Source organism: Lapillicoccus sp., assembly GCF_025353065.1.
Lineage (GTDB): Bacteria > Actinomycetota > Actinomycetes > Actinomycetales > Dermatophilaceae > Lapillicoccus.
The window spans coordinates 1-12,958 of sequence record NZ_JANXRJ010000106.1 but is presented as its reverse complement, the minus strand read 5'-3'; the positions used below and the strand labels follow the sequence as shown (position 1 = coordinate 12,958).

Sequence of the window (12,958 nt, the reverse complement as noted above, 5' to 3'; positions counted from 1 at the left end):
CACTGGCACGGCATCGCCCTGCGCAACGACATGGACGGCGTCCCCGGGATCACCCAGAAACCCATCGACCCCGGCGCCGGGTTCACCTACGACTTCACCGCGCCCGACCCGGGCACCTACTTCTACCACCCGCACTCCGGGCTCCAGATCGACCGCGGCCTGTATGGGGTCCTGGTCGTCGACGACCCCCACGAGCCCGGCCGCTACGACCAGGAATGGATCGTCGTCCTCGACGACTGGATCGACGGGACCGGCACCACCCCGGACGAGGTCCTGACCAAGCTCCAGGCCACCAACGGGAGCGGTGGCATGGGGGGAATGAGCGGCATGGGGGGCATGGGCGAGACCATGCAGTCCTCGCTGCTGGGCGGCGCGGGCGACATCGCCTACCCGCACTACCTGGTCAACGGCCGGATCCCCACCAGCCCGGTCACCCTCACCGGCAGACCCGGGCAACGGGTCCGCATCCGTATCGTCAACGCCGGGTCCGACACCGCCTTCCGGGTCGCGCTCGGCGGACATCGCATGACGATCACCCATGCCGACGGCTACCCCGTCCAGCCCGCCGTGACGGACGCCCTGCTCATCGGCATGGGCGAGCGCTTCGACGTGACCGTCACCCTCGCCGACGGCGCCTTCCCCCTCGTCGCTTCTGCCGAGGGCAAGAACGGTCAGGGTATGGCCGTCGTCCGCACCAGCCCCGCAGCCGCCGCGCCCCCAGCGACAGCCGCACCGTCCCAGCTGACCGGGCGGGTCCTGCTCGGCACCGACCTGCTCGCCGCCGCTCCGTCCCGACTACCGGATCGCGCGGTGGACACCACCCACGACCTCGCCCTCGGCGGGTCCATGGCCGGCTACCGGTGGACCCTCAACGGCAAGAGCTTCCCCGACACCGCGCCGTTGGAGGTCCGACAAGGCCAACGCGTCCGGCTGCGCTTCCAGAATCAGACGATGATGTTTCACCCCATGCACGTCCACGGCCACACCTTCGCCCTGACCGCCGGCGGGGCCCGCAAGGACACCGTCATCGTGCGGCCCATGCAGCAGCTCGAGGTCGACCTGCAAGCCGACAACCCCGGCCAGTGGGCCACCCACTGCCACAACATCTACCACGCCGAAGCCGGCATGATGACCACCCTGTCCTACCGGGAGTGACCCCTCCGCCGCGCATCCCACGACCTGGCGGATATTCTCGGAACATCTCGCCGACTCGCGCTGCGATCACGCATCATCGGTGAGCCGAGAGGTGACATGAGCGATCGACCACCACCGCGATCAGCGGATATGTTGCTCCCGCTCCTGTCGGGCAAGCGCTACGACGAACCCTCGGTGTTCCTCCCGGAGAACCTGCTCCGCGAGGCTCGTCGACAACGATCGCTGCCCGACATCCCTGTCCCCGAGGTAGCCCTGCTCGACCCCGACGGTGACATCGTGCGCTACCTCGTCGCCAGCGGCACCGGGCGGCGCCATCCCGGCTGGGCCTGCTACCACTCCGAGATGTGGACCACCGACCTGAACGGGGTCGAGATCGGTGTCGTCGGAGCGGCCGTCGGCGCCCCCTTCGCCGTGCTCGTCGCGGAACAGCTGGCCGCGTCCGGAGCGCGCCTGGTCATCAGCATCACCTCGGCAGGGCTCATCGGTAGGGCGAGTGAACCGCCGTGCTTCCTGCTCATCGAGCGTGCCCTGCGCGACGAGGGCACCAGTGCGCACTACCTTCCCCCGGGAGCCTGGAGCCATCTGTCGACGAAGCTGCAGATGCGGCTGAACGAGGCCTACGTCGGCCTGAGCGAACCTGTCCTGACCGGCTCCTCGTGGACGACTGACGCGCCCTACCGAGAGACTCCGTCAGCCGTCACCGCCGCCGAGGGGGCGGGCATCTCGTGCGTGGAGATGGAGGCTGCCGCCCTGTATGCCTACGCGACCGCCCGGGACCGGGACGTGGTCTGCCTCGCGCACCTCACCAACACGATGGCCACGCGGGGTGACGACTTCGAGAAGGGGCCGGACAACGGAGCTCCGGCCGCCCTGGCCGTGGCGCGGGCGACGGCGGTGGCGTGTCAGGACGCGATGCGCCAGCCGTAGCAGCGCGGCAGGCCCTCGCGCTCGTCAGGTCTCGTCGGTGGTGCGGTCGGGGGCACCGAGCCGAAGGTGCTCGGCGTGGTAGATCGCCTGGTCGAGCAGCTGGGCGACGTGGTCGTCGTAGAGGGTGTAGGTCACGCTCCGGCCGTGGCGCTCCCCGTCGACGAGGCCGAGATGACGCAGCATCCTCAGCTGGTGGGAGACCGCGGACTGCTCCATCCCCACGGCGAGGGCGAGCTCGTTGACCGTGGCGGGGCCTTCGCGGAGGCGGCCCAGGATGAGCAGCCGGCTCGGCGTGGCCAGGGCCTGGAGGGTCTCGGCGACCGACTTGGCCGCCGCAAGGTCCAGACGCGCCGTGCGCGTGCCCGACCTCGCCCCATGACCCATGGCCGCAGCATACAACGGATGAGATGAACACCTCTTCATGTGGTTACAGTGTCCGGGTGCCTGTCCCAAAACTCGTTCGGAGTGAGTCATGACTTCCACCCTGTCCTCATCGCGGCATACCGCCGCTGATGCCGCGATCAGCCGCCGTGCGCGCTCCCGCTGGTGGGACGTGCTGTCGATGGCCGAGGTGCGGTGGGCGGCCGCCGCCGCAGTCCTGTTCGCCATCGGCGGGGCCTTCCAGCTCGGCGGCGCCCCGGCCGCGGTGTGGTGGACGTTCTACCTCGCCTGCTACGTCACGGGTGGGTGGGAGCCGGCCCTGGCCGGGCTGCAGGCGCTGCGGGAGAGGACCCTGGACGTCGACCTGCTGATGATCGTGGCGGCCCTCGTCGCCGCGACGATCGGGCAGGTCTTCGACGGCGCCCTCCTGATCGTCATCTTCTCCACCTCCGGGGCGCTCGAGGCGTTCGTCACCCGCCGCACGGCCGACTCGGTGCGTGCCCTGCTGGACCTCGCTCCCGAGGAGGCCAGCCGGCTGCTCGACGGCGAAACCGAAGAGGTGGTGCTGACCGCGGATCTGGTGGTCGGGGACGTGGTCCTCGTGCGCCCGGGGGAGCGGGTCGGAGCCGACGGGGAGGTGCTGGAAGGAGCCAGTGAGGTCGACCAGGCCTCCATCACCGGCGAGCCGCTACCGGTGCTCAAAGAGGCCGGTGACGAGGTCTTCGCCGGGACCCTGAACGGCACCGGAGCCCTCCGGGTCCGTGTCGACCGTGCCGCACAGGACTCTGTCGTGGCGCGGATCGTCGCGATGGTCGAAGACGCCTCGGCGACCAAGGCCACGACGCAGCTGTTCATCGAGAAGGTCGAGCAGCGTTACTCCGTCGGCGTTGTCGTGTCAACGTTGGCGCTGTTCTTCCTTCCGCTCGCTTTCGGCGCCGAGTTGCGTCCGACGCTGTTGCGGGCGATGACGTTCATGATCGTCGCGTCGCCGTGCGCGGTGGTGCTGGCCACGATGCCGCCGTTGCTGGCCGCGATCGCCAATGCCGGCCGGCACGGTCTGCTGGTCAAGTCGGCCGTGGTCATGGAGAAGTTCCGCGACGTGACCATCGTGGCCTTCGACAAGACCGGCACCCTCACCGAAGGCACCCCGCGCGTCAGCGAGGTGATCCCGCTCGACGGGGCGGGGCTCGATCCCGACGCCCTGGTGCGTCTCGCCGCGGCCGCCGAACGACCCAGCGCGCACCCGCTGGCCCGCGCGGTCCTGGCGGCAGCGCACGACCGCGGACTCGAGCTGCCCCATGCGGAGGACTTCTCCTCGGCGCCCGGGCGTGGGGTCACGGCCACCGTCGAGGCCCACGTCGTCCGCGTCGGCTCACCCGCGCTGCTGGCCGACCCCGCCGTCGTCGCCGACACGACGACGGGTGCTGGCGACCTGCTCGAGCAGGCACGTGCGGCGGTCGCCGACCTGGAAGCCCACGGCCGCACGGCCGCCGTGGTCCTCCTCGACGACCGGCCGGTGGGAGTCCTCGGGCTGGCCGACCGGGTGCGACCCGACGCCCACGCCACCGTGCTCGCGCTGACGAACCTGATCGGCGCCACCCCGGTCCTGCTGACCGGTGACAACCCCGGCGCGGCGGGCCGCCTCGCCCAGGAGGTCGGGATCACCGACGTCCGCGCGAGCCTGCTGCCGGCCGACAAGGTCGCCCAGGTCAAGGCGCTGCAGGCCGCCGGCCACCGGGTGCTCCTGGTCGGTGACGGCGTCAACGACGCCCCGGCCATGGCTGCCGCCGACCTCGGCGTCGCCATGGGCCGGCACGGTTCGGACCTCGCGCTCGAGACCTCCGACGCCGTCATCGTCCGCGACGAGCTGGCGATCCTGCCGAAGATCATCGACCTCTCCGGGCGCGCCCACCGGGTCGTCAAGGCCAACCTCGTCATCGCCGGCACGGTCATCAGCCTCCTCGTCATCTGGGACCTCGTCTGGATCCTGCCGCTGCCCCTCGGCGTCGCCGGTCATGAGGGGTCGACCGTCATCGTGGGTCTGAACGGGCTGCGGCTGCTGCGCGCCGCCGCCTGGACGCGGGCCGGCATCAAGGGCAGCAACGTCACACCGGCCCCGCCGGCTGAGGTGGTAGGGCTAGCATCTACGTATGCGCGCAGATAAGCATTCAGTAGAGGATGTCCCGCTGGAGCAGGCCGAGCTCGCCGCCGAGGTCTTCCGGTTGCTGTCCGACGCCACTCGCGTGCGCCTGGTCTGGGCCCTGATCGGTCAGGAGCGCGCCGTCAACGAGCTGGCGGAGCGGATCGGCCGGCCCGCGCCCTCGATCTCGCAGCACCTCGCGAAGCTCCGGATGGCCCGGCTGGTCCGCACGCGACGTGAGGGGACGCAGGTGTTCTACCGGCTGGAGAACGACCACGTGGCGAGCCTCGTCCGCGACGCCGTCTTCAACGCCGAGCACGCCGGCACGGAGCTGCCGTCGCACCATGCGGACGACGCCGAGTCGTTGCCCGCTGCGTCGGGCTCGCGCACCACAACCCCTGCCCGCACGGCCCGCTCGGCCTCCTGAGCACCCTTACCGCGCAACCCATCCCGACGAGGACGCCATGCCCCACCACCACGACGCACCGACCGACCACGGCCACGACCACGGGGAGCACGAGCACGGGGAGCACGAGCACAGGCAGCAGGGGCACGGACACGAAGCCCACGGGCATGGACACGGTGACCACGAGGAGCACGATCACCCGGGTGGGCTGAAGGGATTCGTGGCGTCGATCTTCCGGCCCCACAGTCACGATGCCGCCGACTCGGTCGACTCCGCCCTCGAGGCCAGCGCCGAAGGGATCCGGGCCGTCAAGCTCAGTCTCGTCGCCCTGGGCTCGACGGCGCTGGCGCAGCTCGTCGTCGTGCTCCTGACCAGCTCCGTGGCGCTGCTCGCCGACACCATCCACAACTTCTCCGACGCTCTGACCGCCATCCCGTTGTGGATCGCCTTCGTCCTCAGCCGCCGTGCGGCGAATCGCCGCTACACCTACGGCTACGGGCGAGCCGAGGACCTCGCCGGAGTGTTCATCGTCGCCATGATCGCCATCTCCTCGGTGGTGGCGGGCTACGAGGCGATCCGCCGCCTCCTGGATCCACAGCCACTGACCTACCCGTGGGTCGTCGTGGCCGCGGGCCTCATCGGCTTCGCCGGCAACGAGCTCGTGGCCGTCTACCGCATCCGGATCGGCCGCAAGATCGGGTCAGCGGCGCTGGTCGCCGACGGACTCCACGCCCGCACAGACGGGTTCACCTCTCTCGCCGTCGTCATGGGCGCCTTCGGGGTCATGCTCGGCTTCCCCCTCGCCGACCCGATCGTCGGTCTCCTCATCACCGTGGCCATCCTCGTGGTGCTCCGCGGCGCAGCGCGCGACATCTACCGTCGGCTGATGGACGCCGTGGACCCGGCGCTGGTGGACGAGGCCGAGGCTGCCCTCATGACCGTCCCCGGGGTCCGCGGCGTCGACAGCATCCGGCTGCGGTGGATCGGCCACCGGATGCATGCCGAGGCCGAGGTGACAGTGGACAGCCACCTGGACGTGGTGGCGGCGCACGCCATCGCGCACGCCGCCCACCACGAGCTGAAGCACCGCGTCCCCCGATTGGACGACGCCATGGTGCACGTCAACCCCTCGAGCGTTCCGGGCGTCGACCACCACGACCTCCTGATCCATCGCGAGTGAGGCAATGAGGCAGGAGCCCGCGGCAGCGGCCCGGGTGGCCGGGTGGCCGGGTGGCGGTCTAGCTGCCGAGGGTGCCGAGCAGGGTGGTCATGGTGGTGATCTCCTTGCTCTGGCTGTCGATGATGCTCTGGGCGAGCTGCTTCGCCTCGGTGTTGGCGCCGTCGGTGAGCTCGGTCCGGGCCATCGCCACGGCGCCCTGGTGGTGCTTGGTCATCAGCTGGAGCCAGAGCCGGTCGAACGCCGCCCCGCTGGTGGTCGACAGCTGCGACATCTCCTGGTCGGACATCATCCCGCCCATGCTGCTCATGGCACCCCCGCTCGTGCTGCCCGACGTGGAGGACCCCATCTGCGACATGTCCTGACCGGACGCGGGGACCGGCTGGCCCCAGCCGGTGAGCCAGCCGGACATCGACTGGATCTCGGGATCCTGAGCAGCCTTGATCGAGGTGGCGAGACTCTTGACCGTGCTGTTGGTGGCCGTGGTCAGGGCCATCTCGGCCATCGTGACGGCCTGCCGGTGGTGCGGGATCATGCCGACGGCGAAGGCGACGTCGGCCGCGTTGTGCGGACCGGACGCCGCAGGGCCGACTGGCGCCGACGTGGTTGCGGAGCGGCTGGAGCTGTTCATGCCGGGCATGCCCTGCCCCGGGGTGCCCGTGGTCGAGCTGCTGCCGCAGGCCGCGAGGGTGAAAGCGGTAGCCGCTGCGACGACGGACACGGTGAGACTGCGGAGGGTGAGACGGGGCAGGGTGGCGGAGAGAGGAATGCGGTTCATCGGGTGAGTCCTTTTCGAGTCGCTGAAGGGGGTCGTGCCTGACACGCGCGTATGCCGCAGGACCGTTGCGCCAGTGGGGCGGTCGCGGTCGGGCATCCTGAGGAAGGCTCAGGTGCGCAGGATGCAGAGCTTCAGCAAAGACGGACGCAGATGCACCGGTGGAGCGCGGTTGCTCGGGACGAAGCCGCCCCATCCGTCACGCGGAACCGCGTGGGCCAGAGCCCGGACGCGGAACCCCAGCAGCCGGGCCAGCAGGATGATGAGGAGCGGGAGGACGGCCAGGCACATCGCGGCCATCCCGTGCCCAGGATCGGTGCTCCCGGCGACGACCTCGTCCGCCGTCGCCAGCCCGTGGGGGGCCGCGGTGGCGTCCATCCCCACCATCTCCGTCGTGCCGGCCATCGCCGAGGGCCCCGAATGCCCCGAGTGTCCGGTAGCCATGGGCCCGTGGCCGAGACCGAGGGAGTGCATGACGACGATCCCCGCGATGAGGGCCACGACGGCGAGAACCCGGAGAATCGTCCGGCCGGCCGCCGGCAGAGCGTCGTGCGGCGGCACGACGGATCGACGGGCGCGAGCGGTCCTCATGGTTCCACTGTGCCATGAGTCGGCGCAGGCGACCTCCTACCCCCATGGGGTAGCAGGGTGGCGGGAGCAGAATCTCGGACGAGCCGGGGACGTTCGGCCCTACCGGAGTCGCTCGGAGCGAGGATCGTCGGGGCCAGGAGCACCCACGCACCTCGGATGCTCGCGCGACGCGACGAAAGGAGATCGCCATGATGTGGTGGAGCGATACGGGTTGGGGCAGCTGGGTGTTGATGGGCTTCCTGATGGTGCTCTTCTGGGGAGCCGCGATCGCCCTGGCCCTCTGGGTCGTCCGGCGTGGTCGTTTCGACGAGGCGCAGTTCACGCGTACCCGGGCCATCCTGCACTCGAAGGACGGGGTGGCCTAGAGCTGGCGGTGCGCGGCTCCCGGACAACCCGACCTCGCCCTTCAATACCCCTAGGGGGTATGATGTCCTCATGAGCAGCCACATCGACGACCCGCGCGTCTCCGATCGAGCCAGTGCGACCACGAGTGAGACCCCTGCGCTCGACCCCGTCTGTGGGATGACGGTCGACAGCAGGACCGCCCTGTCTGTCGAGCACGACGGGGTTCACCACTACTTCTGCTCGGAGCACTGCCGAGCGAAGTTCGAGTCGGCGCCCGACGCCGTCGATGACTCTGACGGGACACCATCCGGCGCGCCGGTGGCCGAGGGTGCGGACGCGGCATACACCTGCCCCATGCACCCGGAGATCCGGCAGCCCGGTCCGGGGGCCTGCCCGATCTGCGGGATGGCCCTCGAGCCGGTGACGGTGACCGCGGACAGCGGTCCCAACCACGAGCTGGTCGACATGACGCGCCGGTTCTGGATCGGCCTTGCGCTGGCCGTCCCGGTGTTCCTGCTGGAGATGGGGAGCCACCTGTCCAGTGCTGTGCGCGACCTCGTCCCCGCCACTCTCTCGACGTGGATCCAGCTCGTCCTCGCCACGCCGGTGGTGCTCTGGGCGGGGTGGCCGTTCTTCGTGCGGGGCTGGGCCTCGCTGCGGACCCGCAACCTCAACATGTTCACCCTGATCGCGATGGGCACCGGTGTGGCGTGGGCCTACAGCGTCGTCGCCACCCTCGCGCCCGGCATCTTCCCGGCGTCCTTCCGCGCCATGGGGACGGTCGACGTCTACTTCGAGGCGGCGGCGGTCATCACCGTCCTGGTGCTCCTGGGACAGGTCCTCGAGCTGCGGGCCCGGGAGCAGACCTCCGGGGCGATCAAGGCCCTGCTCGACCTGACTCCCAAGACGGCCCGCCGGATCGGCGCCGACGGCGCCGACGAGGAGGTCCCGCTCGAGGACGTGCAGCTCGGTGACCGGCTCCGGGTGCGCCCGGGGGAGCGGGTGCCGGTCGACGGAAGCGTGGAGGATGGCCGCTCATCGGTGGACGAGTCGCTCGTGACGGGCGAGTCGATGCCGGTCACCAAGAGCGCCGGTGACGGCGTCATCGGCGGCACGATCAACGGCAGCGGCGGCCTGGTCGTGCGGGCCGAGAAGATCGGTCGCGACACCATGCTGGCCCGGATCGTCGCCATGGTCGCCGAGGCCCAACGCTCCCGGGCCCCGATCCAGCGGACGGCCGACCGGGTGGCCGGGGTGTTCGTCCCCGTGGTCATCGGCATCGCCGTGGTCGCGTTCGTCGCGTGGGCGGTCGTGGGCCCCGACCCGAGGTTCGCGAACGCCCTCATCGCCGCCGTGGCGGTCCTGATCATCGCCTGCCCCTGCGCGCTGGGGCTGGCGACCCCGATGTCGATCATGGTCGGCGTCGGGCGCGGTGCCGGGCTCGGGGTGCTGATCAAGAACGCGGAGGCGCTCGAGCGGATGGAGAAGGTCGACACCCTCGTCGTCGACAAGACCGGCACGCTGACCGAAGGCCGGCCCTCCGCCACCCACATCGTGTCGGCGACCGGCTTCGAGGACGACGAGCTGCTGCGCCTGGCCGCCGGCGTCGAGCGGGCCTCCGAGCACCCGCTGGGGCACGCCATCCTCCTGGCTGCCGGCGACCGTGGCCTCACCGTGCCGGACGTCGAGGACTTCGAGTCGCCCGTCGGTCGCGGCGTCGTGGGCCGCGTCGAAGGGCGCACCGTCGTCCTCGGCAGCGCCGACTTCCTGTCCTTCCTCCAGATCGACACCACGACCCTCCACACCGAGGCCGACCGGCTGCGCGCCGAGGGTGCGACCGCGATCTTCATCGCCGTCGACTCCTCTGCCGCAGGGGTGTTCGCCATCGCCGACCCGATCAAGGCCAGCACGTATGCCGCGTTGGCGGCCCTGCGCGACGACGGCGTGCAGGTCGTCATGCTGACCGGCGACAACCGCGTCACCGCGGACGCCGTCGGCCGTCAGCTGGGCATCGACCGCGTCGAGGCCGAGGTGCTTCCCGACCACAAGAGCGACGTCGTCAAGCGGCTGCGGGACGAGGGCCGCGTCGTCGCCATGGCCGGCGACGGCGTCAACGACGCCCCGGCCCTCGCCGCCGCCGACGTGGGTCTCGCGATGGGCTCCGGCACCGACGTCGCCATCGAGAGCGCCGGGATCACCCTGCTCGGCGGCGACCTCATGGGCATCGTGCGCGCCCGTCAGCTCTCGCAGAAGACGATGAGCAACATCCGTCAGAACCTCGTCTTCGCGTTCGTCTACAACGCCGCCGGCATCCCGATCGCTGCCGGGATCCTCTACCCCGTCTTCGGGCTGCTGCTCTCGCCCATCATCGCCGCCGCCGCGATGGCCCTGTCCTCGGTCAGCGTCATCGGCAACGCCCTGCGGCTGCGCACCCAGAAGCTCTGAGGGCGGCGACGGGTTCATGAAGGTGGAGCTGATCGTCGTCCCGGACTGCCCGAACGAGGGGCCCGCCTCGGCGCTCCTCCGACGGGCCATGGATGAGGCCGGGCTCGACGACGTCACCTTCGACACCACGGTCGTCACCACTCAGCTGCAGGCTGAGGCGAGGCGTTTCGTCGGCTCACCCGCCTTCCTCATCAATGGTCGGGATCCGTTCGCGGCCGCTGGAGCGGCACCCGCCGTCGCCTGTCGGGTCTACCGAACCGGGCAGGGCCTTTCCGGGACTCCTGCCCTTGCTGACCTGGTCACCGCACTTCGTGCTTCTCGCCGCCAGAGTTCGTGCGACTCCTGAAGCCCTGGCACGCGTCACGAGCGGTATGGCCATCTGGCCGCCGACCAACGCGGCCTACCGCAGCGTGGTCTGACCGTCGTCCTCCTCCGGGAGCTCCGGCAGGGTGGGGTGCTCGGTGGGGTAGAGCCCGGCGACGAAGCCCCAGGCCTGCTCCCCACCTCGAGGCAGCCGGCTGAACTCGTCGGCGAGGTCGAACATCCGCTTCCGGAACTCGCGCAGGTTCTCCCGGGGGATGCGGGCGTGCCGCATGATCGCGGAGAGGCTGTCGTCGGCGTGCGCGGCCGCAGACTCCCGGGCCGCGTCAACGAGGTAGTTGTCCATCAGCGGCCGGCCCGAATCGTCTACTGCCCGTAGCGGACCGACATACTGCAGGCGCGCCGTCCGGCCGTAGTAGCGCTCCTCCACCGCCCGCACCCGCCGCGTCCGCACCACCTTGACCAGGTCGGCCTCGAGCAGCACCTTGACGTGGTAAGCGATGGTGCCCTTGGGTCGGTCGAGCGCGATGGCCAGCTCCGAGATGGTCGCCGCCCGATCGAGGAGCAGCCCGAGGATCGTGCCCCGGAGCGGCTCGGCGATCGCTCGCACCTGGGCGATGGTGTCGAGCTCCATCCGGTCGTCGAGCTCGTAGTCGGGGAGCGAGGGCTTGCCCTGTGGCATGAGATGAGTTTAACCTTGCCGAACGTTTGGGAAAACCCAACTGAAGCTGGACGTCAACGGATAGTGGAGAACGAGATGGACATCATCCTGATCCCGGGGCTGTGGCTCGACGGCGCGTCGTGGGGGCCGGTCGCGGATCGGCTCGAGGAGGCCGGCCACAGGGTCCGGGCGCTCACGCTGCCCGGTCTCGAGGCGAAGGACGCCGACCGGGCGGGGATCACCCTCGACGACCATGTGGCCGCTGTCGTGGATGCGGTTGACGCCGCCGGGACCCCGGTGCTCGTCGTCGGCCACTCTGCCGCCTCGGCGCTCGCCTACTGCGCGGCCGACGCCCGGCCCGAGAAGGTGGCCCGCGTGGTCTACGTCGGGGGCTTCCCGTCGGCGGACGGGGAGCAGTTCATGAAGGGCCTGGCGGCCGAGGGTGACGGCGTGCCCTTCCCGGGCTGGGCCGCGTTCGAGGGCCCCGACAGTGCCGACATCGACGAGGACACCAAGAGCGCGCTGCTGGAGCGGTTCATCCCGACCCCGGTCGGCGTCATCACCGGGACGGTCTCGCTGTCGGACGAGCGCCGGTATGCCGTGCCGGCGACCGCCGTCTGCCCGGAGTACTCCCCGGCCGAGCTCCAGGAGTGGATCACCGGGGGAGACCTCCCGGAGCTCGCCAAGGCCACCCACCTCGACCTCGTCGACATCGACTCGGGCCACTGGCCCCAGGTCACCCAGCCCGCCCGGCTGGCCGAGCTGTTGCTCGCCGAGGCGGCGCGCTGAGACGCGGCATACGCCGACGTCCGCGTCAGTGATCGTGAGAGGTGGCGTCGACGCGGACGCAACGGGTGGGGGGTCGCCGGACGGGCCCTCGACGTGCGGCGGCCGGCGTGGTTGCATGGCCAGCGACCCGGGACGATGCCGTCCGGGGCGTCGACGAGGAGGCTCCCCATGCTGCAGAACGACTTCTACACGCCCGAGGCCCAGGGGGCCTATCAGCTGCACGGGCTGGGCGACTTCGCCCTCGAGGAGGGCGGCACGATCCCCGACCTCCAGCTGGCCTATGCGACCTACGGCGAGCTGAACGCGGCCAAGGACAACGCGATCCTCATCCCGACGTGGTTCTCCGGGACGCACCAGACGTGGGAGCAGGTCTACATCGGCGAAGGGCGGGCGCTCGACCCTGCGAAGTACTTCATCGTCGTCGTCAACCAGATCGGCGACGGCCTCTCGACCTCGCCGCACAACACCGACGGTGCCGTCGCGATGGCGGCCTTCCCCAAGGTCACCATCGGCGACGACGTCGTCGCCCAGCAGCGTCTGCTGAGTGAGCTGTTCGGCGTCGAGACGTTGGCGCTCGTCGTCGGTGGCTCGATGGGTGCGCAGCAGACCTACGAGTGGGCGGTGCGCTTCCCCGAGCGGGTGAAGCGCGCCGCGCCGATCGCCGGGACGGCCAAGATCACGCCGCACGACATCCTCTTCACCCAGGCGCTGATGGACGCGCTCACCTCCGACCCGGGCTGGAAGGGCGGCGGCTACACGTCCAACACCGAGGTCCACGACGGGCTCGCGCGGCACGCCGGCATCTGGTCGATCATGGGGCTCTCGACGGAGTTCTGGAAGACCGA

General features: G+C 70.6%; 14 protein-coding genes. 10 read left to right on the top strand and 4 right to left on the bottom strand.

Features of this window, described 5'->3' with window-relative positions:
- Both Q0R63_RS08855 and Q0R63_RS08850 read left to right on the top strand, forming a co-directional pair.
- Positions 1 to 1,155, top strand: a 1,155-nt coding sequence (locus tag Q0R63_RS08855; RefSeq protein ID WP_295696458.1) for a multicopper oxidase family protein, incomplete at its 5' end; no start/stop codon positions are given.
- A gap of 129 nt (positions 1,156 to 1,284) precedes the next feature.
- Entirely contained in the window at positions 1,285 to 2,082 is a 798-nt protein-coding gene (locus tag Q0R63_RS08850) for a nucleoside phosphorylase (protein WP_295696455.1), read from the top strand.
- A 24-nt stretch (positions 2,083 to 2,106) separates the two neighbouring features.
- Here Q0R63_RS08850 and Q0R63_RS08845 read toward each other — a convergent pair whose 3' ends face one another.
- Complete coding sequence (locus Q0R63_RS08845) at positions 2,107 to 2,466, bottom strand: metalloregulator ArsR/SmtB family transcription factor (RefSeq protein WP_295696453.1); 360 nt, start codon at positions 2,464 to 2,466, stop codon at positions 2,107 to 2,109.
- A gap of 88 nt (positions 2,467 to 2,554) precedes the next feature.
- Here Q0R63_RS08845 and Q0R63_RS08840 point away from each other — a divergent pair, with 88 nt between their 5' ends.
- Genes Q0R63_RS08840 through Q0R63_RS08830 form a run of 3 tightly spaced genes read left to right on the top strand, consistent with a single transcriptional unit; the run spans position 2,555 to position 6,189 of the window.
- The gene (locus Q0R63_RS08840; protein ID WP_295696451.1) at positions 2,555 to 4,627 is read left to right on the top strand and encodes a heavy metal translocating P-type ATPase; all 2,073 of its coding nucleotides are present in this window, start codon (positions 2,555 to 2,557) and stop codon (positions 4,625 to 4,627) included.
- Entirely contained in the window at positions 4,614 to 5,030 is a 417-nt protein-coding gene (locus tag Q0R63_RS08835; protein WP_295696449.1) for a metalloregulator ArsR/SmtB family transcription factor, read from the top strand. The genes Q0R63_RS08840 and Q0R63_RS08835 overlap by 14 nt, the downstream gene beginning before the upstream one ends.
- Before the next feature lie 37 nt (positions 5,031 to 5,067).
- Positions 5,068 to 6,189 (top strand): cation diffusion facilitator family transporter, encoded by a 1,122-nt coding sequence (locus Q0R63_RS08830; RefSeq protein ID WP_295696447.1) that lies wholly within the window; start codon positions 5,068 to 5,070, stop codon positions 6,187 to 6,189.
- A 58-nt stretch (positions 6,190 to 6,247) separates the two neighbouring features.
- Here Q0R63_RS08830 and Q0R63_RS08825 read toward each other — a convergent pair whose 3' ends face one another.
- Both Q0R63_RS08825 and Q0R63_RS08820 read right to left on the bottom strand, forming a co-directional pair.
- A complete protein-coding gene (locus Q0R63_RS08825) occupies positions 6,248 to 6,964 on the bottom strand; it encodes a DUF305 domain-containing protein (RefSeq protein WP_295696445.1) in 717 nt (238 codons plus the stop codon).
- A gap of 108 nt (positions 6,965 to 7,072) precedes the next feature.
- Entirely contained in the window at positions 7,073 to 7,552 is a 480-nt protein-coding gene (locus Q0R63_RS08820; protein WP_295696443.1) for a DUF6153 family protein, read from the bottom strand.
- 188 nt (positions 7,553 to 7,740) lie between these two features.
- Here Q0R63_RS08820 and Q0R63_RS08815 point away from each other — a divergent pair, with 188 nt between their 5' ends.
- From Q0R63_RS08815 to Q0R63_RS08805, 3 genes are all read left to right on the top strand, one after another.
- Complete coding sequence (locus tag Q0R63_RS08815; RefSeq protein WP_295696441.1) at positions 7,741 to 7,917, top strand: hypothetical protein; 177 nt, start codon at positions 7,741 to 7,743, stop codon at positions 7,915 to 7,917.
- A 70-nt stretch (positions 7,918 to 7,987) separates the two neighbouring features.
- On the top strand, positions 7,988 to 10,342 hold the full coding sequence (locus Q0R63_RS08810) for a heavy metal translocating P-type ATPase (protein ID WP_295696439.1): 2,355 nt from the start codon (positions 7,988 to 7,990) through the stop codon (positions 10,340 to 10,342).
- Between the two features lie 16 nt (positions 10,343 to 10,358).
- The gene (locus Q0R63_RS08805) at positions 10,359 to 10,688 is read left to right on the top strand and encodes a hypothetical protein (protein ID WP_295696437.1); all 330 of its coding nucleotides are present in this window, start codon (positions 10,359 to 10,361) and stop codon (positions 10,686 to 10,688) included.
- Between the two features lie 54 nt (positions 10,689 to 10,742).
- On the opposite strand, the gene Q0R63_RS08800 is transcribed toward Q0R63_RS08805, so the two are convergent.
- Positions 10,743 to 11,345 (bottom strand): winged helix-turn-helix domain-containing protein, encoded by a 603-nt coding sequence (locus Q0R63_RS08800; RefSeq protein ID WP_295696434.1) that lies wholly within the window; start codon positions 11,343 to 11,345, stop codon positions 10,743 to 10,745.
- A gap of 75 nt (positions 11,346 to 11,420) precedes the next feature.
- Here Q0R63_RS08800 and Q0R63_RS08795 point away from each other — a divergent pair, with 75 nt between their 5' ends.
- The gene (locus Q0R63_RS08795) at positions 11,421 to 12,113 is read left to right on the top strand and encodes an alpha/beta hydrolase (RefSeq protein ID WP_295696432.1); all 693 of its coding nucleotides are present in this window, start codon (positions 11,421 to 11,423) and stop codon (positions 12,111 to 12,113) included.
- Between the two features lie 168 nt (positions 12,114 to 12,281).
- Positions 12,282 to 12,958, top strand: a 677-nt coding sequence (locus tag Q0R63_RS08790) for an alpha/beta fold hydrolase (protein ID WP_295696430.1), incomplete at its 3' end; no start/stop codon positions are given.